Raw genomic sequence first — 24,723 nt, forward strand, 5'->3', positions numbered from 1 at the left:
AGTTTCCCTTCGGTCAGGTCAGCTTGCGCTCGTCGAGCCCGAGCCCGCGCCCGATTATCTCGCGCATGATCTCGCTCGTGCCGGCGAATATGCGGCTGACGCGGGCATCGGTGTACATCCGGCTGATCCGGTACTCGTCCATGTACCCGGCCCCGCCGTGGAGCTGGACGCATTCGTCCATCACCCGGCCCTCCAGTTCGCTCGTGAGCAACTTGGCAGCGGAGGCATCTTCGGCAGTGAGTTCGCCTGCGTTGAGCAGGATCACGCATTGATCCACGTACGTCTGGATCGCATCGAGCTCCGCGCGCATGGAAGCCATCTTGAAGCGCGTATTCTGAAACGCGCCGATCGGCTTTCCGAAGGCCTTGCGCTCTTTCACGTAGTCCAGCGTAAGGTCGAAGGCAGTCTGGGCAGTGGCCATGAAACCGATCGCTGCCACAAGGCGCTCCTGTGCCAGGAAGCGCGCAAGATACTTGAAGCCCTGCGTCGGATCGCCCAGCACGTTTTGCTTGGGCACTTTGACATCGCTGAAGAACAGCTCGGCGGTATCCTGCGCCTTCATACCCATCTTGGCGAGCTTGCGCCCGCGCTCGAAGCCTTCGAAGCCGCGCTCCACCACAAACAGGCCAAGCCCATGGCGGCTGGCCGGATCGGTCCGTGCCGCGACAACAACCAGATCGCCCAAAATGCCGTTGGAAATGTATGTCTTGGCGCCGTTGAGCACCCAGTGATCGTCATGCTCGACCGCGCTCGTGCGCATTCCTGCAAGGTCGCTGCCCGTAGATGGCTCGGTCATCGCCACGGCAAGAATAGTCTCGCCGCTGACGATGCCGGGCATCCAGCGCTCCTTTTGCTCCTGTGTGCCGAGCTTGGCGATGTAGGGCGCGACCAAATCGTTATGGAGATTGATGTAGAAGCCTATGTCGCCGTGGCGCATATTCTCCTCGATGATAATCTGCTCGAAACGAAAATCGTCGATTCCCGCACCCCCGTACCGTTCCTCGGCCCAGGTGCAGAGCAATCCCTGCTCGCCTGCCTTGAGGTAAAGATCGCGATCGACCATGCCCTGTTCGCGAAAGCGTTCGGCATGGGCGCCGACATTGGCGCTCATGAACTTGACGACGCTGTCGCGAAACTGCTCGTGCTCCGGCTCGAAGATCAGGCGCTTCATGCTGGCATGGGCTCCTTGGCCTCGTCGGCGCTTTCGGCAGTGTAGAAGGTCTCGCCGCGCGATGCCTTCTCACGCAGCCACGCGGAAGGCAGGAAACGGGGCCCATATCGCTGGGCAAGGATATCCGCTTCCCCGACGAACGAGCCGATGCCGATCGTATCGATGTAGCTGATCGTTCCGCCGGTCCACGTCGGGAAACCCCACCCATAGATCGCGCCGAGATCGGCGTCCTGCGGTGTTTCCAACACGCCCTCTTCCAGGCAGCGCGCCGTCTCCATCGCCTGGGCAAATAGAAAGCGCTTCTTGAGTTCCTCGATGTCCCAACTGCCATTGACAGGGAAGTGCTCGACGAGCCCCTTCCACAAGTGCTTCTTGCCGCCTTCAGGGTAGTCGTAGAAGGCTCCTCCGGTCTTGCGGCTGGAGCGTCCGATCTCGTCCTTCATCTTGCGCATGACGGCAACGCCGGCCGGCGGAGTATAGGCCTCGCCCTCTTCCGCGATCGCCTGGTCGACGATCTTGAGCGGCAGATCCAGCGTGAGTTCGTCCAGCAGCGCGAGCGGACCGACCGGCATGCCAACTGCCTTGGCGGCATTCTCGATCACTGCCGGTGGCACGCCTTCCGCCAGCATGGCCGCTCCTTCGTGGATCAGCATCTGGAACACGCGGCTGGTATAAAAGCCGCGGCTGTCATTGACGACAATCGGCGTCTTGCGGAGCTGCGCGATGAAATCGAGACCCTTGGCCAGCGTTTCCTTGCTGGTCTGCTTGCCCATGATGACCTCGACCAGACCCATGCGATCGACCGGCGAGAAGAAATGCAGACCGATGAACTGATCCGGGCTTCTCGAAGCCAGCGCCAACTGCGAAATCGGAAGAGTCGAGGTGTTAGAAGCAAAAATGGCTTCGGGCGGCAGCACTGCCTCTGCCTTCTTCGTGGTCTCCGCCTTGATCGCGGTATCCTCGAACACGGCTTCGACGACCAGATCGCAGCCCTGGAGCATGCCGAAATCGTCGGTCGGGACAATGCGGGCAAGAACCGCATCGGCCTTGTCCCGCGTCACCTTGCCTTTTTCGACCAGCTTGTCGAGTACCTTGGCTGAATAGTCCTTGCCCCTTTGCGCCGTCGGCACATCGCGGTCGATCAAGACGACGTCGATGCCGGCATTGGCCGCAACGTAGGCAATTCCCGCACCCATCATCCCCGCGCCCAGCACGCCGACCTTTCGCGCTTCGAACCTGGGATAGCCTGCGGGGCGGCGAGCGCCCTTTTCTGCTGCCAGCTTCGAGATGAAGGTCGTGCGAATGATGTTGCGGGCGACCGGATCGGTTAGCAGCTTAGCAAAGTATTTGCCCTCTACTGCGAGCGCCTTGTCGAACGGCAACTGCAATGCCTGAAACAGCGAATTGAGAATTGCGAGCGGAGCCGGCTGATTATAGCCGCTCTTCGCAAGGCCTCCCGTCGCCATCATGTACGCGGCGGAATCTTCCGGTACCGTGAGCCCTTTCTTCTGAGGCGGAACCCAGCCCTTGACGTCCCACGGCTTGACAGGGTCGGGCCCGCTCGCCAGCCACGTCCGGGCGGTATCGAGAAGTTCCGCTTCGGGAACCACCTGATCCACGATGCCCAGTTTGAGCGCTTCGGCAGGCGCGACGGCGCGGCCGGTCAGAAGCAGGTCGAGCGCCGTTTTCATGCCGGCGATGATACCGAGCCGAACCGTGCCTCCAGATCCGGGAAGGAGACCGACAGTAACTTCGGGCAGGCCGACAGTGGCCTTTGCATCATCGACGAGGATGCGATGATGGCAGGCCAGCGCGAGTTCGAAACCTCCGCCCAGCGCCAAACCATTGATCGCTGCAACCCACGGCTTACCCGACTGCTCGATCGCGCGGTGCATGTCGGTCGCCCGCTTCGAGAACGCATAGGCCTCGAGCGGTGTGAGCGTATCGAAGCCATTGACCAGCTGCTTGAGATCCGCGCCGGCCATGAACGACTTCTTGCCCGAGGTCAGGATAACGCCCTTGATGGCGTCGTCCTGTGCGATCTGCCTGGTGGCCTGCGTCATGCCCGCAATGAAGCCGTCGTTGACGACGTTCATCGAACCTTCGGCATCGAGAGTCAGGATCGCGAAGCCGTCTTCGGCCTTCTCCAGTCGCATTGTCTTCATGGGTGTGTCCCGATCTTTTTCTAGGAATGGAGCAGCGTTCAGACGCGCTCGATGATAGCGGCGGTCCCAAGACCATTGGCCGCGCACAGCGTGATGAGGCCGGTTTCGGCGTCGCGGCGTTCCAATTCGTCGAGCACGGTGCCGAGGATCATCGCGCCGGTGGCGCCGAGCGGATGTCCCATGGCGATCGCGCCGCCGTTCACGTTGATCCGGTCGTCGGGAATGTCCATGTCGCGCTGGAAGCGCATAACTACGCTGGCGAAGGCCTCGTTGAGCTCCCAGAGGTCGATGTCCTTGGGCATCATTCCTCCGGCCCGCAAAGCCTTGCGCGAGACCTCCGCAGGGGCCGTCAGCATGATCGTCGGTTCAGAACCGATATTGGCATAGGAACGGACGCGCCCGCGGGGCTTGAGCCCCGCTTTCTCGCCGAACGCCCGTGAGCCGACCAGGACGAGCCCGGAACCGTCGACAATACCGGAGCTGTTGCCGCCGTGATGGACGTAGTCGAGGTCCTCGATCTCGGGGTACCGCGCTTTTGCGACAGCTTCGAAACCGGCTTTCCCGAAGCCTTCGAATGCGGGCTTGAGCTTTGCCAGGCTCTCCAGCGTGGTGCCCGGACGCATGTGCTCATCATGATCGAGCACGACCTCGCCCAGCACGTCCTTCACTGGCACGATGGAATTTCGAAAATAGCCGTTTTCCCAGGCACGGGCCGCCTTGCGCTGGCTCTCGACCGCGAAACGGTCGACATCCTCGCGGGTGTAGCCGTCGAGCGTCGCGATGATGTCCGCGCCGATGCCCTGCGGCGCATAATAGTTGCCGAATGCAACAGCCGGGTCCGACGTCCAGGCACCGGAATCATAGCCCATGACCGTCCGGCTCATGGATTCAACGCCGCCCCCGATGCCGGCCTGGATCATGCCGGAATGGACCTGGGCCGCGATGAGACTGACAGCATCGAGGCCAGTCGCGCAAAATCGGTGAATCTGCTGGCCAGCCACCGATTGCGCATAGCCGGCTTGAAGAACTGCCGCGCGCGCCAGGACACCGCCCTGTTCGCCGACCGGCTGCGCCATGCCAATGATAACGTCATCGAGCAAGGCGGTGTCGAGTGCGTTGCGCTCCTGCAAGGCCTTGAGCAGCTGTGTCGCCATTTCGACCGAAGTGATCTCATGCAGCGCGCCATCGGGCCGGCCCTTGCCGCGCGGCGTGCGAACATGATCGTAGATATAGGCTTCCATCGTCATTTCCCGGCCAGTGATCGGTGTTTTCGTGATCCTGCTCTTGGGTCTGGCCAGCCTGTCCGCACCTATCCAACGAAAGGCGCAGGATCGCGGGTTCGCTGCAATCTCGCACTCATCGCGCAGGGACGAACTTTGAGGACGAGCTTTTGTGAGCATGACGGGTGAAGACGACGCCGCAATTCGCATCACCGCGACGACGTTGGGTGATCACCTCTTGGCGGGGTGGGACAAGGGCAAGGACAGGGAGGCCCTGGTTTTTCCGGGCGAACGCAAGACTTATGACGAAGTCGTGGCCAGTGTTCTGCGCCGCGCGAGGGGGCTAAGGGCGCTCGGGATTCGGCGGGGCGACCATGTCGGCATCTTGCTGCCGTCCAGCATCGAATTCGTCGAAACGCTTTTCGCAAATGCGATGTGCGGTGCCGTCTCGGTTCTCATGAATGCCCGCTACAAGGCACCAGAGATGGCGTACGTGTCGGAGAACGCCGACCTTGCAGCCATCGTCACAAACGATCTTGTCTCTGAACACGTCGACTTCGGTGCCCGGCTTTACGAGGCGTTTGCAGACCTGGCGAGTGCCGACAATCCTGCTCGCCTGTCACTTGCCGCGGCACCGAAGCTTTCCCGCATCATCATGCTTGGCGGTCGTTCGGTTCCCGGCTTCATCGACCAGGCGATGTTCGATGAAGCCGCCGAACAGGTCAGCGAAGACGAAATCCATGCGGCGCGCCTCACTGTTCGCGTACGTGATACCGCGATGATTCTGTACACCTCCGGCACTTCGGCCAATCCCAAGGGCTGTCTACTAAGCCATGAAGCCGTGACGCGCGAGGCGAACAACCTGGCGCACTATCGCTGGGCCTTCCAGCCCGGCGAGCGAGCATGGTCGCCGCTGCCGCTTTTCCATATCGCCGCAATGCTCTGCATGCTCGGCGCGATGGAGGTAGGTGGTACCTTCATCGGACAGCCGCATTTCGACGCCGGAGAAAGCCTGCGCCAGATCGAGCAGGAGCGCGTGACGATGATGTTCCTCCCCTTCGTCACATTTCATCAGGCAATGATCGCGCATCCCGATTGGGAAACGTCAGATCTTTCCTCGGTCAGGCTCCAGAACAGCTGCTTTGCCTTCATGCCCGACCGGGTCGGTCAGGCATACCGGGAGAAGGCTCCCGGTATGTTGCAGGTGGGGACCATGGGCATGACGGAGGCTACAGGAATCGTGACCACCGGCGGCTACGGGATGGAGCCGGAAATGGGCTTCAGAAAGCTCGGTTATCCTCTTGCCGGCATCGAAATGAAAATCATCGACCCTGAAACAGGCTTGGAGAAAGCCGTCGACGAACGGGGCGAGATATTGATCCGCGGTTACAATCTGTTCGACGGATACTACAAAGATCCTGAGAAGACGGCCCAGGCGCTCGACAGCGAGGGCTGGTATCACAGCGCCGACATCGGCTCGATCGATGCGCACGGGCATGTGATGTTTCACGGCAGGTTCAAGGACATGCTCAAGGTGGGCGGCGAGAACGTCGCGGCGGCAGAAGTCGAAGCGGTCCTGGCCGCGCATCCGGCTGTTCGTCTTGCCCAGGTCGTTGGCCTGCCGGACGAGCGGCTGGCCGAAATCCCTGCAGCCTACATCGAGCGAGACGGCGACGTGATTGTCGAGCCGGAGGAATTGATCGCCTTTACCAAGGCGCGCCTTGCCTCGTTCAAGGTGCCCCGGCACATCCGGTTCATCGACGAATGGCCGATGTCGGCATCGAAGATACAGAAGTTCAAGCTGCGCAGCGCGTTGATGGACGAGCTTGGTCTCAAGGACTGATCAGGCGCTGCGCGCAAAGGGAGAATGGAATGCGTGTGGTCATTACTGGTGCAGCCAGCGGCATCGGCCGCGCCTGCGCTGAACTGCTGGCGGCGGGACAAGTGTTGCCCGGCCTGCACTCAATGCTCCTCGCCGACAGGGACGAGGCCAATCTTGGAGCAGTGACGGGCAAAATTGGGCCGGCGGCAGGGGGCTGCGTCGTCGATCTTGCCGAGCCCGACTGCGGCGATCGCATCGTCGAGGCTGCACTCGCCCACATGGGCGGTATCGATGCAGTCATCAGCAATGCGGGCATCATCATGGGTGGCGCTCTTGTCGACCAGCCACTTGCCGACTTCGACCGGATCTTCGCGGTAAACACTCGCTCCACCTGGCTGCTAGCAAAGGCCGCGCATCCGCACCTGCGAGCCAGCAAGGGTGCCTTCATTGCTACAGGTTCGATGTCGGGCACCCAGCCCACGCCGGGGCTCGGATTTTATTCGTGCAGCAAGGCGGCGCTTCTGATGCTGATCCGGCAACTCTGCATTGAGTGGGGTCCCGATGGCATCCGCTGCAATACCGTCTCTCCCGGTCCTACCTACACGCCGATGACGGCCGCCGGCTACGGTGACAAGACGCGCCGGGAAGAGCGGGAAGCCAGTATACCTTTGCGTAAACTCGGCCTGGCCGAGGATGTCGCCAACGCCATCCTGTTCCTCGCCAGTTCGCAGGCCAGCCACATCAGCGGTATCGATGTGCTTGTCGACGGCGGCATGAGCAACATGCTGATGCCGGCCAGCGGGGGCGGCACGGGCCAGCAAAGGCAACGCTGAAAATGGTGTCAGGCGGCCTTGTCATCCAGGAAACGCAGGTTCGCCTCACCCGCCGGGTCGGTCTGTCCATCGATCAGAAGCCTGGCTGTTGCCTCGAGATGGCTTCTGAGGAGAGCGACGGCCCGATCCGCATCCCTGGCAAGCGTGGCTTCGACGATTTCGGCATGCTCATGCACCAGATCCCGCTCGCCGGTTGCGAGCGGAACCGTGAGGTAGCGATATCGTTCGGATTGAGCGTAGAGCCATTCGCGCATGCGCAGCAACCATGGGCTGTCGCAAGCATCGACGAGGGCATGATGGAAGTCACCATGGGCCTCGGCGTAGTCCTCATTGAGCCGCTCCGGCATGTCGGGATCGCGTGTCGGCGTCTTGCTGAGACGGTGGGCAGCACTCACGATCGTCGATTCCCAATCGAGGCCGCCGCGTTCGATGGCGCGGCGAAGACACTGTCCCTCGATGTCACTCCTCACCATGACGAGGTCAGTCAGATCGGCGATGGAAATCGGCGCTGCCCGAAAGCCTCGCGCATCGTCAAGGACGACGAACCCTTCAGACGTCAGGCGCGACAAGGCCTCTCGGACTGCACCGAGACTGAACCCCAGGTTGTCCGACACGTCTTTGATGTTGATCCGCTCCCCCGGCACAAGGCGGCAGGTCAGGAGATTGTCCCGCAGCCGGCGATAGGCCTGCTCGGTGAGGCTGAGCTTTTTTGTCATCCCAGTCTCCATAGCAGCAACGAAATGCAAGGTAAACGCTAGAGGTATATTTGAGTACTTAGAATATATTTCAGATTGACGAGCCGACCGAGCCACCCCACGGTGCCCGAGTTTGGAAAAGGATCGAATCATGCGCTTGGCAAAAGTTTCGAAGGACGGTCGCATCGGCGTTGCGGTGGACACTGGCTCCGGCATCAAGGCGATTTTCGGCGACGCGGCACTCTACGATCTGGACGACCTTGTCGCTCAGGGCGGCGAAGCGCTCGCAAAGGCGGGCGGCAAAGTCCTGGCCCAGGGAGAGAGCGTCGCGCAAGACGACCTTGAATTTCTGCCTCCGCTCATCAAGGCGCCGAAAATCCTGTGCCTTGGTCTCAACTACAAGGATCACGCTGCCGAAGGCGGCTTTCAGGTTCCCGAATTCCCGACAGTTTTCGGACGGTTCAATTCGAGCCTGATCGGCCACGGCGCACCGATCATCAAGCCGGCCACATCGGACCAGCTCGATTACGAGGCTGAAATGGTCGCAATCGTCGGCAAGGGCGGAAAGAACATCGGAAAGGAAGACGCGCTGTCCCACATCGTCGCTTACTCGGTGTTCAATGACGGCTCCGTGCGCGACTATCAGCTCAAGACGCCGCAATGGACCGTGGGCAAGAATTTCGACGATACCGGTGCCTTCGGTCCATGGCTGGTCACGGCCGATGAACTGCCCGCGGGCGGCGCTGGGCTCAAGATCGAGACCAGGCTGAACGGGCAGGTGGTTCAGAGCGCCAATACCTCTGACATGGTCTTCGATGTTGTCGATACGGTGTCCTTGCTTTCCACATGCTTCACGCTGGAAGCAGGCGACGTGCTGGTCATGGGCACGCCGTCGGGCATCGGACTTGCCCGCAATCCTCCGCTCTTCATGAAGGACGGGGATGTGTGCGAAGTGGAGATCGAAAAAATCGGCTTGCTGGTCAATCCCATCAAGGCAGCGTGATTTCGGGCCGAGCGATGCGCCAGAACATCGCTCGGCCGCCATGGAGGACAGGATGAACGAGAAAAGCATCGCCAGTCGCCGCGCCAATGTACTTGGTGTCCATTCCATCGATCACTTTGCGGTGGAAGTGCCCGACCTCGACGAGGCACGACGCTTCTACACGCTCTTCGGTCTGGACGTGCGCGAGGCGGATGGCCGGCTCGAACTCTATGCGCAGGGTCATCCGCACAGGTGGGCAGTCCTCAGCCAGGCAGGCGATGCCAAGCGGCTGCGTTATCTCAGCTTCGGGATATTCGCGGATGAGGAGGAGACGTTTCGCGGCCACCTCAAGCGCGCCGGTGTGGAATTCATCCCGGCACCTGACAACGCAGAAGCCAAGGGTATCTGGTTCAGAGGGTTCGACGGCCTTCCCATCAACGTCCGCGTTGCGGAAAAGGCGACGCCCGCCGAAAAGAGCCGCTTCAGCTTCACGAGTTCAGAACCCGGCAAGTCCGGCGCGATTCCCAACAGCAAGGCACCCAAGGTCCACCCCCGGCGTCTTTCGCACTTTGCGATTTTCACCACCGACGTGAACGCCGCGATCGACTTTTATGAGCGGACGCTTGGCCTGCGGCTCTCCGACAAGAGCGAGCCCGCTGTTGCCTTTCTCCATGGTGTCCATGGGAGCGATCACCACTTGCTCGCACTCGTGCTCTCCGACCGCCGCGGTATGCATCACAACAGCTGGGACGTGGGTTCCGTCATGGAAGTGGGTCTCGGCGGCGCAAGCATGGCGCGCGCCGGCTACGGACCCAACTGGGGCCTCGGCCAGCACGTGCTGGGTGCGAACTACTTCTACTACGTACGCGATCCTTGGGGCAGCTTCAGCGAGTATTCCGCCGACATCGATTTCATTCCTGCGGATGTGGACTGGCCCTCGGCCAACCACGCCCCTGACGACAGCATGTTCCTTTGGGGGCCGGACCCATTCCCCGAATTTATCCAGAACACCGAACCAGCGGAGGCCTGATTGCCATGACCACATTCGTTCTTCTTCACGGCGGCGGCATGGGCGGCTGGACCTGGAAATACGTCCGGGAGATTCTCGAAGCGCAAGGGCACAAGGTCTACACACCGACCTTTACCGGCTTTGGCGAGCGCAGCCATCTCATCGGCCGCGATGTGGGCAACGAGACCCACGTGCGCGACATCGTCAACGTCTTCAAATTCGAAGATCTGCATGACGTCGTGCTGGTAGCGCACAGCTATGCAGGCACCGTGGCGCCGGGTATCATAGCAGAGGTGGGCGACCGCATCGCCAGCATCATCTACCTCGACGCCATTATCGCCCATTCGGGCGAGCGCATCGCCTCGCTGATGGGTTATGTACCCGAGGAACAAGTCGCACAGCTCGATGCATTGCTTGAAGCCGGCGAGGGACCGATCGGTTCGGGCGTCGACGAGATGCAGCGTGCGGCTGCCAAGGAGCATCCGCACCTCATGGATCCCGCACGGGAAAAGTGGCTGCTCGACAACCTTTCTGACCAGCCAATGAAGGCGACAGCGGGCGCCATCGCCAAGGGCAGCGAAACCATCGCAAGACCGGTGGACTATATCGCCGCCGCCGTGACCGTAATGACGGCGATGCACGAGCGCGCGCGCGCGCTCGGCTGGAACATTCACGAACATCCCGGCGACCATGCTCTGCTGGTGGGCGATCCCGAAGGCACCACCGGCCTGATCCTTAAAATCGCCGGATTGAAGGTAGACGCATGAACCCCGCAGAACTGTTCTCGGTGAAGGACCGCATCGCCGTCGTGACGGGCGGCTCCGGCGGCATTGGGCGCCATATAGCGACCGGCTTCGCGGCCGCCGGCGCCAAGGTCTATATCTGCGCGCGGACCGAGGCCAAAGTGCTCGATGCCGCCCGGGAAATCAGCACCTCGACCGGGGGTCAATGCATCGGGCTAACCGCTGATGTCTCATCCCTGGAGGGAGTGGACGCTCTCGTCGCCCGCGTGAGTGAAGCCGAGAATGCGCTTCATATCCTGGTCAACAATGCCGGTGCGATGGCCGAGGCGCCTATCGACGATTACAGCGAGCAGGACTGGGACCAGGTCATGGATCTCAACCTGAAGGCACCGTTCTTCCTGCTTCAGAAATTTCTCCCTCTACTGCGCGCCGGCGGGACAAAGGAACGGCCGGCATCCCTCATCAACATCGGCTCGGTAGGCGCTCTCAAGGTCGGTCCCAAGGAGAACTACGCCTACCAGGCATCCAAAGGTGCGATCCACTGGCTGGCGAAGGGTCTCGCCAAACGACTGGGCCGCGATAACATCACGGCCAATGTCATCGCGCCCGGCTTCTTCGAGACGGAGATGACCGTCATCACGTCCGACGAGATGAGAAAAATGGTCGAAGGCATGGTGCCGCGCGGGCGCACCGGTACTGCGGAAGACCTGGCGGGCGCTGCCATCTATCTGGCCTCTCGCGCCGGAGCCTACGTGACAGGATCGGTCATTCCGGTCGAAGGTGGATTGTCGATCTGATATGACTCAGCCCCATTTCATCGCCATCGGCGGCACCATGCGCGCCATGTCATCGACCGAACGCGCCCTGCGTAAAGCGCTAGCAATCGCGCAGGAGCGCGGCGCACGCACTACCATCCTTTCGGGCGAAGACATCAATTTCCCCCCGTATGCACCGGAAAATCAGGAGCGCTCCGACGCAGCACGGCGTTATATTGAACTGCTTCGGACCGCCGATGGCATCATCATCGGTTCGCCGGGCTATCACGGTGCGATATCGGGCTTCGTCAAGAACGCGCTCGATTATGTCGAGGATACGAACCGGGACAGTCGCTGCTACTTCGACGGCCTGCCGGTCGGCGCAATCGCCACGGCTGCTGGCTGGCAGGCTGCGGTTGGAACGCTCCAGCAGCTTCGCAGCATAACCCATGCCCTGCGCGGTTGGCCCACACCTCTCGGGGTTGCGATCAACACGGTCGGAACCGAGGGCGATCCCATCGAACAGGCGCCCGTCACCAGCCAGCTTACCATGATGGTAGACCAGATGTTTCGCTTCCACGCAGGGCCGACCCTATAGGACGATAGGTTCTGAGCGCACCGGATGGGTGCCAATTGGGGGCGCAAGAGAACAGGAAGTACAATGGATTTTTCGCTCACCGACGAGCAGCAGGCCTTCCGTGACGTGGTGCGCCGCTGGGTCGACGCAGAAGCCCCGAAGGACTGGATGCGCACGCTCGAAGCCGACGAGGAAAACTACCCTTACGCGCTTTGGGACAAGCTGGCAGAGCAAGGCTTTTTCGGCATCGGCATCCCGGAAGAATATGACGGGCTGGGCGGCGACGTCATGATGCAGATGATCTTCGCCCGCGAGTTTGCCCGCACGGCAGGGGGGCTGCTCTGGGTGTGGGGCCTTACCTCGTTCGGAGGCGCCAAGACGATCGGTGCGGTGGGAACCGAAGAGCAGAAGAACCGCTGGCTGAGGCCGATGGCCCAGGGCAAGCTTCGCGTCTCGCTGTCGATGACCGAACCCGATGGCGGAACCGATGTCCTGGGCGCGATGAAGACTTACGCGGACAAGGTCGAGGGTGGCTGGAAGCTGAAGGGGGCCAAGATGTGGACGACGGCCGCCAAGGCGGCTGACCGGCTTCTTGTCCTCGCGCGGACGGATCGCAATGTCGAAAAGAAGCATCACGGCCTCACGATGTTCTTCGTCGATGCCAAATCTCCCGGCATTACCTGCTCGCTACTGCCCAAGCTTGGCATGCGGGCGATGGGTTCGTGCGAAGTCCATTACGACGATGTCTTCGTCCCGGATGAGGACGTGCTCGGGGAACCGGGGCAGGCGTGGTACGCAATGCTGCCGACGCTCAACAACGAGCGTATCATGGTCGGCGCGCAGTGCCTCGGTGCGATAGACGGCGTACTTGAAGACGCGCTTGACTACATGAAGCAGCGCAAGGCGTTCGGGGGCATCATCGGCCGCTTTCAGATCCTTCAACACTACGTCGCGGATATCGCCACCTGGCAAAAAACGACCGAATTGCTGCTCAACAACGTCGCATGGATGCAAGCCAACGGCATGCCCTGCGGTGTCGAGGCGAACATGCTCAAGATGGTCGCCACTGAAAATGCAGTAAAAGCGGCCGATCTAGGCATCCAGATCCTGGGCGGCATGGGCTATTCCGCAGAGACGGACATGCAACGCTACTGGCGGGATCATCGGATCCTGAGAATGACGCCAATCAGCAACGAGATGGTTCGCAACACGATTGCCGAAAGCCTCGGGCTGCCCCGCTCTTTCTGAAGGAAATGGTCATGAGCGATCTCGACGATCTGCCCCCTGCCCCAGACGCTGCCGGCACCTCTCTTGACGGCAGCGCGATCTTCACGATCAGTGCCGAGGAAAACGCTGCGCTGTGCCGTTCGACCGGCATCGAGCCGGCGCCTGACGGCACTGCGCATCCGATCTACTACTACATCGCGACCCAGGTCGCGATGGGCAAGACGGTGGCCGGCGTATGCGAGGCCTGCGAATTCGACGTCGAGGACGGTCCGATGATGGGCTCGAGCGGCGTAACGTTCGACGCCCCTCTGAAGGTGGGCGAAAGCTACAGGGTCACCGGCGAAATCCTCGATCTCGTCCGCAAGCGCAGCCGCAAGCTCGGCGTCATGGACGTACTGACCTACCGGCTCCGTTTGCACCTGCTGGACGGCACCAAAGTGCTTGAAACCGACAACGTGTGGGTACTGCCCCGCAAGGAGTTTGCGGCATGACATACGACGTTGGAGACGAACTGCCTTCCTTCACCATCGAACGCGTCAGCTCCGATGCAATGAAGCAGTGGGCGGTCTTTCTCGCGGATCCCAATCCGATCCATCTCGACGTCGAAGTCGTGAAGGCGAAGGGCCTGGGCAACCGCGTCATCAACCAGGGGCCAATCAACGTGGCCTACATGATGAACATGCTCATGCGTGCCTTCCCCAAAGGCCGGATTTCGAAGATGGATTCGCGCTTTCTGGACAATGTCTATGGCGAGGATCGCGCTGTCGTCACCGGCAAGGTCACGGCGATCGATGGAAGCACGGTCACTTGCGAATTCAAGCTCGACGTGGACGGGCGCGGTACCGTCAATTCCGGCACAGCAACAATAGAAATCTGAAGATTCTCCAGGAGAGAGATTATGCCTAGCGGACCTTTTGCCCACGTTTGCATGGTCGTACGCGACCTCGACACCGCCATCGAGAACTGGACCAAGATCCTGCGCGTTCTCGACCCTGCATCGCTGGAAGAGCGTATCGTCAAGTACGACGAATTCTCGAGCGGTGCGGATGCAGGCATGCGGTGGGCCACTTTCGTCAACAATGGCGGAACGGAAATCCAGTTCATCCAGCCCTCTCCGGGAACGCCAATGGGCGACCGCCTCGAAAAGGTCGGCGAGCACGTGCATCACTTCTGCTTTGCTACGGACGACGTACCGGACGCGATGGAGAAGTTGGCCGCAGAAGGCATTCAGGTGCTTGGCGGCGGCAAGACCTACAACGACCCGGACATGACCTGGCAGAAATGGAGCTGGGTGGGCCCGAAAAGCACCCATGGCTGCCTTATCGAGGTCGCCTCGCCCTACGAGAGCAGGAACGACGGCAAGTGGCACCATGCGCCGGGCAAGTTCGCGTACCGCGGGCCAGGCGAACATCCTTCCTTTGCAGAACTGGTACCCCCGGTCGCGGCAGCGTGATCGGCAGACTTGCGCATGATCACCGCTTCCCAAACTACGTGGCCCGGTGACCATCTCGACATGGTAGCCGATGCCTTCGGCGACCCTGTTGCTCCTGCAGTGTGCTTCTTCCATGGCGGCGGCCAAAGCCGGCGCTCATGGACGCGTTCGGCACGGCGGACAGCGGAGGCCGGCTACTATGCACTTACGTTCGATTTGCGCGGGCATGGCGAGAGCGGCTGGGCGGCCGATGGCGACTATGAGCTGGAAGCCTACGGGCGCGATGTGGAAGCCATCGTCACCCGTCTCTCCAGGCCCGTTGCGCTGGTCGGCGCATCGCGAGGCGGCCAATCGGCACTGGTCGGCGGTTCGCGTCATCCCGATCTCGTCAGGCTCATCATGCTGGCGGACGTGGCGCCGCTGATCGTCGATGACGGCGTGGATGGCATTCGCGATTTCTTTCGCAGCAGCGACGCCGGCTTTGCGACGCTGGATGACGCAGCCGATGCTCTGCATCGCCATTTGGGCCAACCGCGCGTTGCCAATGTATCCGGGCTGGCCAAGTCGATGCGGAAGCAAGACGGCCGGCTGTTCTGGCATTGGGATCCGCGCACAACCGCACCCGAATTCCTGCATCCGCCTTCCGAACGCGCATCCCTGTTCGCAGCGGCCGGCAGGGTGAAATCACCCGTCGTGCTGGTGAAGGCGCAGCTCAGCGAACTTGTCTCGGACGAGAGCGTTCGCCATTTCAAAAGCCTCACACCGCAATTGGAGGTCGAAATCGCCGAGGGTGTCGGTCACATGTTCACCGGCGACCAGAACGATGCCTTCGCAGTTCGACTGCTGCGCCATCTGGCCGAGCATCTGCCTTTATGAACCGGGGAGCCGCAATAGTCATTGGCGGAACCGGCGGCCTCGGAAGCGAGATATGCAGGCAGCTTGCCTCTGACTGGAACGGAGTCGCCATTGGATATCGTTCCAGCCAGGAGCGAGCCCTCGCAGTCGCCAAAACAATGGGCGGAAACGGCGGCACCCTCGCGGTCCGCTGCGACCTTTCTGACAATGCTTCGATCCAGGAGGCCATGCGCAGCACCGTGGAGCGGTTCGGAGCAATCGGGACCGTCGTTTACGCCAGCGGCGTCGAAATTCCGCAGCCATTCGTCAGTCAGATCGTCGAACAGCAATGGCGCGAAGTCATCGAGATCGAACTGATGGGTTTCACCCGCGTGGTTGCCCATGCCCTGCCGCACTTCCGGACGCAGGGCTTCGGCAATTTCGTCGCGGTCGTATCGGTTGCCAATTACTGCTTCCCCCCTGGCGATGCGCTTTCATCGGTTCCCAAAGCCGGTATCGAGGCTCTTTGCCGGGCTGTTGCGAAAGAAGAAGGGCGATACGGCATCAGGGCGAACATGGTCGCACCAGGCATCATCGACGCAGGGCTTGGCGCCGAATTTCTTTCAACTCTCTACACACCGGACATCTGGGAATCCCAGCGCAAGCGGATCGCGCTCCAGAGCTTTGGCAGCGCAGGCGATATCGCCAACGCCGTGGCCTTCCTTGCGTCAGCGCGTGCAGGTTACGTGACGGGTCAGACCCTCATCGTCGACGGTGGCTTCAGCCTCTGAAACAGGATAGCAACCGTGTCCAAATTAACGCTGTCGATACCCGTTGCACCCGCGATCGAATTCGCGCAGCCACTCACGGTTGCCGCTACGCTGGCCCTGCCCGAAACCGTGCCTTCAGATGCTCTCGACCTGCTCGTCTGCCTACATGGCGCATCGTACAGTCGCTGGTACTGGGATGCATGGATTGACGGTCACCCCGGCTACAGCTTCATCGATTACTTCCTCTCCCAGGGAAAGGCCGTCCTCACCCTCGACGCACTGGGAATGGGGGATAGTTCCAAGCCACTCGATGAAGGACTGCTAAATCCCCTGCTCGGCGCGCAGGCGCACCATCAGGCGCTTGCAAACATCCTGTGCCGGATCGACGCTGGAGATTTCGGCGCCGAACTTGCAGCGAAGCGCAAACGGATCAGCGGCATCGGTCACTCCATGGGCGGAATGCTCACGATCATTCAGCAGGCCTCGTTTCGCAGCTTCGATCAGGTTGCGATCCTTGGGTTCACCAATATCAGCCTCGATCTGCCGGACGAAGTGCGTGCAGATCTCGAAAAGCGGGTCGAAGGCAGTGGTTACAGTCAAGCGGATCGGGGTTCGATGCGCGCGAGTTTCCACGCCCCTGACGTGCCTGAAGCCGTCATTGCCGCCGACGATTCCCGCGCCTCGGTCACGCCCAACAGCTACGGCCGCCTGGCGATAGTGCCCGGCGGCGTGGCGGATGAGGCAGCCGCGATCGATGTTCCCGTCTATCTGCATTTCGGGGACATTGACGTCAGTCCGGATCCGCTTCTTGAGCCGTCGTTCTACGGCAAGTCGCGCCGTATCAGCCTGATGCCGCTCGCTGGTTCTGCGCATTGCCATAACTTCGCCTCGACGCGCAGCGACAGCTGGGCGAAACTCAACGGCTGGATCGATGAGATGGCCAAGACGGGCGAATGAGACGCCAGCCGCTACTGGGAAACTCTCAGCGTTAAGGACGCCGATACCCCGAGGCACCCGAGAGCCCCACGTCAAACCCTTGGCGAGCTATGCCGCAAGTCCCGCTCTAAGATTGGGCCTTTTCACACCCCGACCGCCCGACAACGCAGGCGGCCGGGGCGTGCTCGATCACTTGTAGGGGTCGACTGGCTGAGGCACATCGATCACTTCGAGGTCCTTCAGCATCGAGAGCACGTCGGAGATCGAATAGATGTGGTCGATCTTGTCGCCGCGGAAACGCAGCCAGGAGAACCACAGGACGTTGAGTTCGTTTCCTGTCGGCTGAACACCCATGTAGGGACCGCCAGTGTGCTTGCCGTAGTGATGGCAGAGCACGCAGACCTCATCGTCGCCGCGACCCCATGCCTTCAAAGTCCGGTAAGTGCTGGGCGGGAACGTCTTGTAGAGGCCCTGCGGCGAGGTCTTCCAGATATGGTAGGTGCCAAGATCCGGCCGGTTCGGATTGTCATACGTCATGGTGTCGGTGTTGAAGAAGGCATCCATGCCGTCCCAATCGCCCCGATTGATGACTTCGTGCAGGTCCATCCATTGCGTGACCATGAAAGCCTGCCGCTCAGTCAGTCCGGCTGTGATTTCGGCCCGCTTCTCCTTGGACAGGACGAAATCGGCTTCAGTGAACGGGGCCAGGCCCATCAGTATTCTCCTTGCTTGATATCTGGCCCGCCCATCGCGCAGGCCGTAGCCCGTCATCCCGATCCCCGCACCTGCTGCCACCTACCCAACGAAAGGCGGCCAGGACGAACGCCCGTGCGATCGCACCATATCGAACGGAGGAGAGGCCATGACCCTGAGCATGCAGGAAATGTCCGACAGGTTTGAACTGCAGGACCTGATCGTGGGATATTGTTATGCCGTGGACAATCGCGATTGGGACGCGCTTGACGAGTTCTTCACGCAAGACGCGCTGATAGACTATTCAGAAATGGTGGGCGTGCGCGGCGGACTGACCGAGATCAAGCAATTCCTCGTGGAGGGGCTATCTCCCATTCTCGCCTACCAGCACGCAGTGTCGACCACAAAATACGCTATCGATGGCGATACCGCCCGGACCAAGACGGTATGCTACAATCCGATGACCGTCTCGCAGGGGCAATCGAGCGACACGCTCGTATTTGGCCTCTGGTATATTCACGATTTTATCCGGACCGAGCAGGGCTGGAAGATCAGCCGCCTTTACGAACAGAAATGCTACCGGATCAATGTCCCGGACTGGCTGGCTGAACAACTGCCGTCCTGAGTTCGCGCTCACTTTCCATCCTGAGACCCAAGGCGGTGACATGCGACGCCTATTCAATCATGCTTTCCTGGTGCTGCTGGGCGCAACAGGCGGTACCCTGACAGTCCTTGGCGCCCAGCTCGCCTTGCTGGGTGGATCGCCCTGGTATGTGCTGAGCGGCCTTGTCATGCTTGTCTGCGCAGTTCTGGGATGGCGGAGGGAAGCAAAGTCTGCGCTGCTCTATTGGGTATTTCTCTGTGTGAACTTATGCTGGGCGCTGTGGGAGTGCGGCCTCGATGGCTGGGCACTGGCGCCGCGGATCGCAATGCCGACTGTCATGGGTCTCTACATGCTGACAGGTTGGTACCGCCGGCATGTGGGCCAGCAGGCAGCCCTGCCCGGCGGCCGCCTACTTTGGCCTGGCCTCGCGGTAATCGGGATAGCCGGGATCGGGGCGGCGTTCTGGGCTGACCGCACACCTGCTGCCACAAGCACAGCTTGGGGACCGGCACCAGCAGCTTCGGAAGAAGGTGACTGGATTGCCTACGGCAACGACCGCGGAGGCTCGCGCTATTCACCGCTTGGTCAGATCACACCAGCAAACGTCGGCAATCTGAAACCCGTCTGGAGTTACCATACGGGCAAACTGACAAGCGGCAAGCAGGGCACGGCCTTTCAAACCAATCCCCTCAAGATCGGTGATCGCTTGTTCATTTGCGCGGGCAACAATGATGTAATCGCACTCGACCCTGAAACCGGCCGCCAGCTCTGGCGCCACTCGCCAAGGACAAACCTCGAAGGCGTTTACGGCCTTGTATGCCGCGGCGTGACATATTACCGCGTGCCCGGCGCGACGGGCACCTGCTCAGAACGTATCTATACCGCTACGCTGGATGCTCGGCTTTTGGCGCTCGATGCTGCCACGGGACAGTCCTGCGGCGCCTTCGGACAGAACGGCCAGGTGGATCTCACCAAGGGCCTTGGGTCCGTCGAAAAGGGCTATTACTTCGTCACTTCGCCCCCGGCGCTGGTTCGCGGACGGCTGGTCGTCGGCGGCTGGATCATCGACGGTCAGCGAACGCAGGAGCCTTCGGGCGTCATCCGCGCGTTCGATGCTGTTTCGGGCGAGTTTTCGTGGGCATTCGATATTGGCCGCCCGGACGATCACGGTTCACCGGAACCAGGCGCGACATTCACAAGAGGCACGCCGAATAGCTGGGCTCCGATGAGTTCCGATGAAGCTCTGGGGCTCGTCTATGTGCCAACCGGAAACGCAACGCCTGACTACTTCGGCGGCCACCGCACGGCGCTGGACGATCGCTACTCCAGCGCTGTTGTCGCACTTGACGCCCAGACAGGAGCAGTCCGCTGGTCGTTCCAGACGACACATCACGATCTTTGGGATTACGATGTTGCGGCGCAGCCTACTCTCTTCGACCTGCCCGGCGGCATCCATGGACTTGTACAACCCACAAAACGTGGGCAGATCTTCGTCCTGGACCGCATGACGGGTAAACCCCTACTGCCTGTAATGGAACGCGCTGTTCCCCGCGGAGCGGTCGCCGGTGAGCGACTATCTCCCACCCAGCCCTTTTCCGCCGCGATGCCAAGTTTCGGCGGCCCGGCTCCCACGGAAAAGAGCATGTGGGGGCTCACGCCGATCGATCAGGCATTGTGCCGCATCCGCTTTCGGCAAGCCCGTTTCGAAGGCGAAATGACACCCCTCTCGACAGACCGCTTCACGATTACGTGGCCTGGCTACCTTGGGGGGATCGACTGGGGCGGTGTCTCCGTCGATGTGAGACGCGGCCTCATGATCGTCAACAACAACCAGGTCGCCAACTACAACCGCCTCATTTCCCGAGCGGAGGCGGACCGGCGCGGCATCAAGCCGATGAATGCAGCGCACATGAGCAATGTGGGAGGTCCAGCGGCTCAACAGGGCGTGCCTTACGCCGCGCAAATCGCACCCTTTCTTTCGCCGCTCGCGATCCCGTGTCAGCAGCCGCCCTATGGCAGCATCAACGCCGTCGATCTCAGAACCGGCAAGCTGGTATGGTCCCGTACCTTGGGCTCATCGCGCGACAGCGGGCCGCTGGCTCTGCCTTCGCTCGTACCGATACCTATGGGGGTGCCGAACATTGGCGGGTCTCTAACGACTTCGAGCGGCCTCACCTTCATCGGCGCGACTCAGGAGCACGTATTTCGCGCCCTTGCGACGGAAAGTGGGCAGGTGTTGTGGAAAGCACGGTTGCCAGCCGGCGGCAATGCATCGCCGACCACGTATTGGTCCCGGCCCAGCGGACGCCAATTTGTCGTCATCGCGGCCGGCGGCCATGCAGCCATGCTGTCTGGAACGAGTGACGAATTGATCGCCTATGCTCTGCCGACGAAATGATGGGCCAGATAAATCGTAAAAAATAGGGGCGTGTCCCCGCAAGCTCCTATCCTTGGACGGGCAAGTCGCCCCGATTACGCACTATCGTCGCAAGTAACAAAAACGGGAGGATGGAGCATGCCGACATCAGGCAGCCTGACGAGAACATCGCCTGTCGCGGCCGATGACGAGCGCGCAATCCGCAATCTGCTGCTGCGCTACGCGACCGGCATCGATACCCGGGACTGGCCCTTGTTTCGCTCCTGCTTCGCGAATGACTGCGAAGTGGATTACGGCAGCTTCGGTCAATGGCGCGGACCGCGCGAGATCACCGAGTACATGGAATCCGCGCATCGCAATCTAGGCGCGACGCTTCACCGCATAACCAATATCGTGGTCGAGAGCCGCAATAGCGAGATTCTGGCCCGCAGTTATGTGGACGCTGTGCTGACCGACCCGGCACCGGGAGGCAGCGCGACCAGAGCGGCCGGATTCTATGACGACTGCCTGATCCGCACGGCAGAAGGCTGGCGGATATCCCGCCGGAAATTCACGATGGTCAGAGCGGGTTTTTGATGGCGACGAACCGGCAGGTCAGGTTGCGCTCTCGTCCGGCAGGCATTGCCCAGGCCGAGCATTTCGAAATCCGCAGCGCTCCGGTGGACCGTCCCGGTCCGGGCCAGATACTTGTACAAAATCACTATCTCTCGGTCGAGCCCGCCATGCGCGGCTGGATCGCCGACGTCGGTAACTACGGAGACCAGGTGGCCCTGGGCTCGGTCATGCGCAGCCTCGCCTCAGGCCGTATCATCGAATCGAACCACGAACATTTCCAAGTTGGCGAATACGTCGCAGGATGGTTCGGGTGGCAGGATTTCGCTTGCGTAGCGGCCGATCAAATCCTTCAGAAGACCAGCGAAAAAGAACTTCGCGCATCGCTTGGCATTTTGGGAATAAACGGCGTCACGGCCTATCTGGCCCTCACGCTTGTCGGGCAGCCGCGCGCCGGTGAAACCGTGCTGGTATCCACGGCCGCAGGCGCGGTTGGGTCCGCCGCGGGCCAGATTGCCAATATCCTTGGATGCCGCACGGTGGGTATTGCCGGGGGAGCAGACAAAGTGCGGCGCTGTGTCGAGGAGTTTGGATTCGAGGCTGCGATCGACTACCGCGGCCAGGACGTGGCCGCCACTTTGAGCCGCGTCGCGCCCCAGGGGATCCACGTCTATTTCGACAACGTCGCCGGCCCGATCAGCGACGCGGTAATGCCCCACCTCGCGCTCGGCGGCCGTGTCATCGTCTGCGGAACAGCGTCGCAGGACCGCTGGGCTCCCTGGCCCGATGGTCCGCGCGTGGAACGCCACCTTCTGGTCAAGCGGGCACGAATGGAAGGCTTCGTCGTCTTCGATCACATGGCCCGTTACGCCGCCGCAGTTGCGCAGCTGCGCGAGTGGACCGAGCAGGGCCGCCTGACGTGGCGCGAGGAAATACTCGACGGGATTGAGAGCTGTCCGGATGCCCTTGCGGGCCTTTACCGTGGGGAAAACCACGGCAAGCGGTTGATCCGGCTGAAAGAGACAGGAGCGCACGAGTGACGGTAATGAACGCCCTTGAAGGTAAGGTCGCCATTATAACCGGGGCATCGTCGGGGATAGGCGCGGCCACTGCGCGAGCGCTCGCCGAGGCGGGCGCGAGGACAGTGCTGGTCGCCCGCCGCGCCGAACGCCTTGCCTCACTGGCGGGCGAACTTGGCGAGCATGCCTGTGTCCATTCAGCCGACATGGCGGATCCCGACGCCGCTCGGGCTTTGCACGACTTCGTTCTGGCTAAGTTCGGGCGAGCCGACATTCTGGTCAATAATGCGGGCATTCTTCATGCGGCACCGATCGACGATTTCGATCTCGACCAGTTGCGACCGATGATGGCGCTCAATTACGAAGCGGTCGTTCGCACCAGTACTCTGTTTGCACGGACAATGAAATCGGCAGCCAGAGGCCAGATCATCAATATTTCGAGCATCGGCGCCAACATCGTTGCACCTGGTGTCGGTGTCTACGGCGGCCTGAAGCGAGCACTGGAGGGGTTCACCGATTGTTTGCGGGTCGAATTGGCCGGCACTGGAGTGAAAGTCGGTATCGTTTCGCCGGGCACGACCAGCACGGAAATATTCGAGGACATGAAGTCACGCGGACAGCCGGCCTGGGACAGTTTCATACCGCCGATGCAACCTGAGGATGTTGCGGATGCCGTGCGGTACATGGCGGCTCAGCCCGAGCGCACCAACCTCGCCCGGATTCAAGTGTTTGCCGCCTGTGACACGCATTAAGCGTTAATCCAGCGACCCGTAAGCTTCCAGCCGGAAGGGATTGACGCTCTCTCCCTTCCGCATCTTGCAAACCCACTGCGGGTCCATCAGTAGCGCCCTTCCCACCCCCACCAGATCAAACTCACCCTTCGCCAAGCGCTCCGCCACAAGCGAAAGATTGTTGGTCATCACGGTCGGCTGGGCGAACGACGATTGCAAATCGCGCGAGAGGCCGACGCCGCCCACCGCTATCGTTGGCCGGCCCGTAAGCCGTTTTACCCATCCCGCCAAGCTGAGATCGGAGCCGTCGAATGCGGGCGCCGAGAACACCCGGGTGCTGACGTCAAATAGGTCCACGCCCGCCTCGACAATCGGTGTCAGCAAGGATTCGAGCTCATCCGGGGTTTGCGCATTTCGCGCATCGTAATCCTGCAATTTCCACTGCGAGTACCGGAACATGATCGGAAAATCGGGCGCCGTCGCGGCCCTCACTGCCCGGACCAACTCTGCCGCAAGCCTGGCGCGGTCTGGGAGTGCGCCTCCCCACCGGTCCGTTCGCAGGTTTGTCTCTCCCCAGAGAAAGCTGTCGATCAGGTAGCCATGTGCACCGTGGAGGGCGATGCCATCGAAGCCTGCGGCTCTCGCATTTGCCGCGCTTCGTGCGAACCCGGCGATGATGTCGGCGATTTCGTTCTCTGTCAGCGGCGCGGTAGGCTCGCGAACCTGTTCGAGATATTCCGGGGGCACCATCGCCTTGTCGAGTGGGCCCCAGATGCCTGAGGGGCGCGCAGACGGCGCGTCGGGATGATAGCCGGTTCCCGGGACTCGGATGACGCCTTGGTGCCATAGCTGGGGAATGATCTTTCCCCCGGCCTCATGGACCCCGTCCACGACCGCGCGCCACCGCGCAAGCGCGGCCTCGCCATGCATGATCGGCGAGGCTCCGCCCCCCATTGTCTCCCTGCCGACGGCAGCAGGATGATCCACCCCGATGCCTTCCGTGACGATCAGACCTACTTCCGCTTCGGCACGGCGGCGGTAGTAGTCCGCCACACCCGCTGACGGAATCCCGTCAGGCGAGAAATTTCGCGTCATCGGCGCCATTACGAAGCGGTTGGGCAGCGCTAGCGGCCCGACTTCACATGGCCTGAAAAGAATTTCGGTGCCGCTTGCCATAGTGCCGTGGTTTCCCGTCCTGCCTGATTTCTGACACTGCTGCCTCTAGCCGCTCCGTCCTGAGACCTTCCCGGCGACAGGTTCGCCCAGAGGGCGAATCAGGATTCTTGTACCACCGACCGAGCCCTTATCAGGCGTCGACCACTGCGAGCGCGGCCTGCGGACATGCTTCGGCGCCTTCGCGTGCCAGCTCTTCCAGGCCGTCCGGCACGATTTCGTCGTCCACGTATACGATGCCGTTGGCGTCGAGTTTGTACACCGCGGGGCAGATCTCGGCGCAGACGCCGTATCCGCAGCATGCGGCCTTATCGATCACGACTTTCAGCTTCTGACTCATAGTCCTCTCCTTTTTTCGGATTATTACAGCTTGAACAGATTTCGTTCAATATGTATAACGCGA

Annotated in this window: 26 protein-coding genes; 19 read left to right on the forward strand and 7 right to left on the reverse strand. The window is 61.3% G+C overall.

What is annotated here, in order from left to right; all coding sequences use genetic code 11:
• Positions 1-13 precede the first annotated feature (13 nt).
• The 3 genes from AC1VVM_RS23100 to AC1VVM_RS23110 are packed head-to-tail and all read right to left on the reverse strand — an operon-like array spanning position 14 to position 4,577.
• Positions 14-1,171, reverse strand: coding sequence for an acyl-CoA dehydrogenase family protein (locus AC1VVM_RS23100; RefSeq protein ID WP_133085049.1), 1,158 nt, complete (start codon positions 1,169-1,171; stop codon positions 14-16).
• On the reverse strand, positions 1,168-3,327 hold the full coding sequence (locus AC1VVM_RS23105) for a 3-hydroxyacyl-CoA dehydrogenase NAD-binding domain-containing protein (RefSeq protein ID WP_395337582.1): 2,160 nt from the start codon (positions 3,325-3,327) through the stop codon (positions 1,168-1,170). The genes AC1VVM_RS23100 and AC1VVM_RS23105 overlap by 4 nt, the downstream gene beginning before the upstream one ends.
• Positions 3,328-3,374: 47 nt before the next feature.
• Positions 3,375-4,577 (reverse strand): acetyl-CoA C-acetyltransferase, encoded by a 1,203-nt coding sequence (locus AC1VVM_RS23110; RefSeq protein WP_133085048.1) that lies wholly within the window; start codon positions 4,575-4,577, stop codon positions 3,375-3,377.
• A 157-nt stretch (positions 4,578-4,734) separates the two neighbouring features.
• Here AC1VVM_RS23110 and AC1VVM_RS23115 point away from each other — a divergent pair, with 157 nt between their 5' ends.
• Together AC1VVM_RS23115 and AC1VVM_RS23120 are read left to right on the forward strand one after the other, a co-directional pair.
• Positions 4,735-6,399 carry a class I adenylate-forming enzyme family protein gene (locus AC1VVM_RS23115; protein ID WP_236549399.1) on the forward strand — a complete coding sequence of 555 codons (1,665 nt, stop codon included), beginning with the start codon at positions 4,735-4,737 and terminating at the stop codon, positions 6,397-6,399.
• Between the two features lie 29 nt (positions 6,400-6,428).
• Entirely contained in the window at positions 6,429-7,211 is a 783-nt protein-coding gene (locus tag AC1VVM_RS23120; RefSeq protein ID WP_133085046.1) for an SDR family NAD(P)-dependent oxidoreductase, read from the forward strand.
• Positions 7,212-7,219: 8 nt separating this feature from the next.
• Here AC1VVM_RS23120 and AC1VVM_RS23125 read toward each other — a convergent pair whose 3' ends face one another.
• Positions 7,220-7,927 carry a GntR family transcriptional regulator gene (locus AC1VVM_RS23125; protein WP_201282527.1) on the reverse strand — a complete coding sequence of 236 codons (708 nt, stop codon included), beginning with the start codon at positions 7,925-7,927 and terminating at the stop codon, positions 7,220-7,222.
• A gap of 130 nt (positions 7,928-8,057) precedes the next feature.
• Here AC1VVM_RS23125 and AC1VVM_RS23130 point away from each other — a divergent pair, with 130 nt between their 5' ends.
• The 12 genes from AC1VVM_RS23130 to AC1VVM_RS23185 all read left to right on the forward strand — a co-directional run bounded on the left by AC1VVM_RS23130 (position 8,058) and on the right by AC1VVM_RS23185 (position 17,192).
• Complete coding sequence (locus AC1VVM_RS23130) at positions 8,058-8,909, forward strand: fumarylacetoacetate hydrolase family protein (protein ID WP_133085045.1); 852 nt, start codon at positions 8,058-8,060, stop codon at positions 8,907-8,909.
• Between the two features lie 52 nt (positions 8,910-8,961).
• Complete coding sequence (locus tag AC1VVM_RS23135) at positions 8,962-9,918, forward strand: VOC family protein (RefSeq protein WP_133085044.1); 957 nt, start codon at positions 8,962-8,964, stop codon at positions 9,916-9,918.
• 5 nt (positions 9,919-9,923) lie between these two features.
• Entirely contained in the window at positions 9,924-10,664 is a 741-nt protein-coding gene (locus AC1VVM_RS23140) for an alpha/beta fold hydrolase (RefSeq protein ID WP_395335249.1), read from the forward strand.
• 20 nt (positions 10,665-10,684) lie between these two features.
• Positions 10,685-11,437 carry an SDR family oxidoreductase gene (locus tag AC1VVM_RS23145; RefSeq protein WP_236549401.1) on the forward strand — a complete coding sequence of 251 codons (753 nt, stop codon included), beginning with the start codon at positions 10,685-10,687 and terminating at the stop codon, positions 11,435-11,437.
• Between the two features lies 1 nt (position 11,438).
• Positions 11,439-11,993 carry an NADPH-dependent FMN reductase gene (locus AC1VVM_RS23150; RefSeq protein ID WP_133085041.1) on the forward strand — a complete coding sequence of 185 codons (555 nt, stop codon included), beginning with the start codon at positions 11,439-11,441 and terminating at the stop codon, positions 11,991-11,993.
• A gap of 63 nt (positions 11,994-12,056) precedes the next feature.
• Positions 12,057-13,220 carry an acyl-CoA dehydrogenase family protein gene (locus tag AC1VVM_RS23155; protein ID WP_395335252.1) on the forward strand — a complete coding sequence of 388 codons (1,164 nt, stop codon included), beginning with the start codon at positions 12,057-12,059 and terminating at the stop codon, positions 13,218-13,220.
• Positions 13,221-13,231: 11 nt separating this feature from the next.
• Positions 13,232-13,690 (forward strand): hypothetical protein, encoded by a 459-nt coding sequence (locus AC1VVM_RS23160; RefSeq protein WP_395335254.1) that lies wholly within the window; start codon positions 13,232-13,234, stop codon positions 13,688-13,690.
• Positions 13,687-14,076, forward strand: coding sequence for a MaoC family dehydratase (locus AC1VVM_RS23165; RefSeq protein WP_395335256.1), 390 nt, complete (start codon positions 13,687-13,689; stop codon positions 14,074-14,076). The genes AC1VVM_RS23160 and AC1VVM_RS23165 overlap by 4 nt, the downstream gene beginning before the upstream one ends.
• Before the next feature lie 21 nt (positions 14,077-14,097).
• Positions 14,098-14,652 (forward strand): VOC family protein, encoded by a 555-nt coding sequence (locus AC1VVM_RS23170; RefSeq protein WP_395335258.1) that lies wholly within the window; start codon positions 14,098-14,100, stop codon positions 14,650-14,652.
• 15 nt (positions 14,653-14,667) lie between these two features.
• Positions 14,668-15,507, forward strand: a complete 840-nt coding sequence (locus AC1VVM_RS23175; RefSeq protein ID WP_133085037.1) for an alpha/beta fold hydrolase — start codon at positions 14,668-14,670, stop codon at positions 15,505-15,507.
• Positions 15,504-16,256, forward strand: coding sequence for an SDR family NAD(P)-dependent oxidoreductase (locus AC1VVM_RS23180; RefSeq protein ID WP_395335261.1), 753 nt, complete (start codon positions 15,504-15,506; stop codon positions 16,254-16,256). Before AC1VVM_RS23175 ends, AC1VVM_RS23180 begins: the two co-directional genes overlap by 4 nt.
• A gap of 15 nt (positions 16,257-16,271) precedes the next feature.
• On the forward strand, positions 16,272-17,192 hold the full coding sequence (locus tag AC1VVM_RS23185) for an alpha/beta fold hydrolase (protein WP_159831191.1): 921 nt from the start codon (positions 16,272-16,274) through the stop codon (positions 17,190-17,192).
• A gap of 168 nt (positions 17,193-17,360) precedes the next feature.
• On the opposite strand, the gene AC1VVM_RS23190 is transcribed toward AC1VVM_RS23185, so the two are convergent.
• Complete coding sequence (locus tag AC1VVM_RS23190; protein ID WP_133085034.1) at positions 17,361-17,885, reverse strand: ester cyclase; 525 nt, start codon at positions 17,883-17,885, stop codon at positions 17,361-17,363.
• Positions 17,886-18,033: 148 nt separating this feature from the next.
• Between AC1VVM_RS23190 and AC1VVM_RS23195 the strand changes: the two genes are divergently transcribed.
• The 5 genes from AC1VVM_RS23195 (at position 18,034) to AC1VVM_RS23215 (ending at position 23,168) form a co-directional block, all read left to right on the forward strand.
• Positions 18,034-18,489, forward strand: a complete 456-nt coding sequence (locus tag AC1VVM_RS23195; protein WP_395335265.1) for a nuclear transport factor 2 family protein — start codon at positions 18,034-18,036, stop codon at positions 18,487-18,489.
• Between the two features lie 40 nt (positions 18,490-18,529).
• Positions 18,530-20,866 carry a membrane-bound PQQ-dependent dehydrogenase, glucose/quinate/shikimate family gene (locus tag AC1VVM_RS23200; protein WP_133085032.1) on the forward strand — a complete coding sequence of 779 codons (2,337 nt, stop codon included), beginning with the start codon at positions 18,530-18,532 and terminating at the stop codon, positions 20,864-20,866.
• A gap of 117 nt (positions 20,867-20,983) precedes the next feature.
• Positions 20,984-21,421, forward strand: a complete 438-nt coding sequence (locus AC1VVM_RS23205) for a nuclear transport factor 2 family protein (protein WP_133085031.1) — start codon at positions 20,984-20,986, stop codon at positions 21,419-21,421.
• The gene (locus AC1VVM_RS23210) at positions 21,421-22,437 is read left to right on the forward strand and encodes an NADP-dependent oxidoreductase (RefSeq protein WP_236549403.1); all 1,017 of its coding nucleotides are present in this window, start codon (positions 21,421-21,423) and stop codon (positions 22,435-22,437) included. Before AC1VVM_RS23205 ends, AC1VVM_RS23210 begins: the two co-directional genes overlap by 1 nt.
• 5 nt (positions 22,438-22,442) lie before the next feature.
• A complete protein-coding gene (locus AC1VVM_RS23215; RefSeq protein ID WP_133085029.1) occupies positions 22,443-23,168 on the forward strand; it encodes an SDR family oxidoreductase in 726 nt (241 codons plus the stop codon).
• Between the two features lie 3 nt (positions 23,169-23,171).
• Here the strand turns inward: AC1VVM_RS23215 and AC1VVM_RS23220 are convergent, their stop codons facing one another.
• Together AC1VVM_RS23220 and AC1VVM_RS23225 are read right to left on the reverse strand one after the other, a co-directional pair.
• Positions 23,172-24,323 (reverse strand): NADH:flavin oxidoreductase, encoded by a 1,152-nt coding sequence (locus tag AC1VVM_RS23220; RefSeq protein WP_395335270.1) that lies wholly within the window; start codon positions 24,321-24,323, stop codon positions 23,172-23,174.
• 130 nt (positions 24,324-24,453) lie between these two features.
• Positions 24,454-24,660: a ferredoxin gene (locus AC1VVM_RS23225; protein ID WP_133085027.1), complete on the reverse strand. Its 207-nt coding sequence runs from the start codon at positions 24,658-24,660 to the stop codon at positions 24,454-24,456.
• Between the last annotated feature and the right edge of the window lie 63 nt (positions 24,661-24,723).

The organism is Novosphingobium sp. BL-S-33 (assembly GCF_056857025.1).

Excerpts from the sequence above, each read along its gene's own strand:
- AC1VVM_RS23100 (WP_133085049.1), bottom strand. The coding sequence starts at position 1,171 with ATGAAGCGCCTGATCTTCGAGCCGGAGCACGAGCAGTTTCGCGACAGC.
- AC1VVM_RS23105 (WP_395337582.1), bottom strand. The coding sequence starts at position 3,327 with ATGCGACTGGAGAAGGCCGAAGACGGCTTCGCGATCCTGACTCTCGAT.
- AC1VVM_RS23110 (WP_133085048.1), bottom strand. The coding sequence starts at position 4,577 with ATGGAAGCCTATATCTACGATCATGTTCGCACGCCGCGCGGCAAGGGC.
- AC1VVM_RS23115 (WP_236549399.1), top strand. The coding sequence starts at position 4,735 with ATGACGGGTGAAGACGACGCCGCAATTCGCATCACCGCGACGACGTTG.
- AC1VVM_RS23120 (WP_133085046.1), top strand. The coding sequence starts at position 6,429 with ATGCGTGTGGTCATTACTGGTGCAGCCAGCGGCATCGGCCGCGCCTGC.
- AC1VVM_RS23125 (WP_201282527.1), bottom strand. The coding sequence starts at position 7,927 with ATGACAAAAAAGCTCAGCCTCACCGAGCAGGCCTATCGCCGGCTGCGG.
- AC1VVM_RS23130 (WP_133085045.1), top strand. The coding sequence starts at position 8,058 with ATGCGCTTGGCAAAAGTTTCGAAGGACGGTCGCATCGGCGTTGCGGTG.
- AC1VVM_RS23135 (WP_133085044.1), top strand. The coding sequence starts at position 8,962 with ATGAACGAGAAAAGCATCGCCAGTCGCCGCGCCAATGTACTTGGTGTC.
- AC1VVM_RS23140 (WP_395335249.1), top strand. The coding sequence starts at position 9,924 with ATGACCACATTCGTTCTTCTTCACGGCGGCGGCATGGGCGGCTGGACC.
- AC1VVM_RS23150 (WP_133085041.1), top strand. The coding sequence starts at position 11,439 with ATGACTCAGCCCCATTTCATCGCCATCGGCGGCACCATGCGCGCCATG.
- AC1VVM_RS23155 (WP_395335252.1), top strand. The coding sequence starts at position 12,057 with ATGGATTTTTCGCTCACCGACGAGCAGCAGGCCTTCCGTGACGTGGTG.
- AC1VVM_RS23160 (WP_395335254.1), top strand. The coding sequence starts at position 13,232 with ATGAGCGATCTCGACGATCTGCCCCCTGCCCCAGACGCTGCCGGCACC.
- AC1VVM_RS23165 (WP_395335256.1), top strand. The coding sequence starts at position 13,687 with ATGACATACGACGTTGGAGACGAACTGCCTTCCTTCACCATCGAACGC.
- AC1VVM_RS23170 (WP_395335258.1), top strand. The coding sequence starts at position 14,098 with ATGCCTAGCGGACCTTTTGCCCACGTTTGCATGGTCGTACGCGACCTC.
- AC1VVM_RS23175 (WP_133085037.1), top strand. The coding sequence starts at position 14,668 with ATGATCACCGCTTCCCAAACTACGTGGCCCGGTGACCATCTCGACATG.
- AC1VVM_RS23180 (WP_395335261.1), top strand. The coding sequence starts at position 15,504 with ATGAACCGGGGAGCCGCAATAGTCATTGGCGGAACCGGCGGCCTCGGA.
- AC1VVM_RS23190 (WP_133085034.1), bottom strand. The coding sequence starts at position 17,885 with ATGGGCCTGGCCCCGTTCACTGAAGCCGATTTCGTCCTGTCCAAGGAG.
- AC1VVM_RS23195 (WP_395335265.1), top strand. The coding sequence starts at position 18,034 with ATGACCCTGAGCATGCAGGAAATGTCCGACAGGTTTGAACTGCAGGAC.
- AC1VVM_RS23200 (WP_133085032.1), top strand. The coding sequence starts at position 18,530 with ATGCGACGCCTATTCAATCATGCTTTCCTGGTGCTGCTGGGCGCAACA.
- AC1VVM_RS23205 (WP_133085031.1), top strand. The coding sequence starts at position 20,984 with ATGCCGACATCAGGCAGCCTGACGAGAACATCGCCTGTCGCGGCCGAT.
- AC1VVM_RS23210 (WP_236549403.1), top strand. The coding sequence starts at position 21,421 with ATGGCGACGAACCGGCAGGTCAGGTTGCGCTCTCGTCCGGCAGGCATT.
- AC1VVM_RS23215 (WP_133085029.1), top strand. The coding sequence starts at position 22,443 with ATGAACGCCCTTGAAGGTAAGGTCGCCATTATAACCGGGGCATCGTCG.
- AC1VVM_RS23220 (WP_395335270.1), bottom strand. The coding sequence starts at position 24,323 with ATGGCAAGCGGCACCGAAATTCTTTTCAGGCCATGTGAAGTCGGGCCG.
- AC1VVM_RS23225 (WP_133085027.1), bottom strand. The coding sequence starts at position 24,660 with ATGAGTCAGAAGCTGAAAGTCGTGATCGATAAGGCCGCATGCTGCGGA.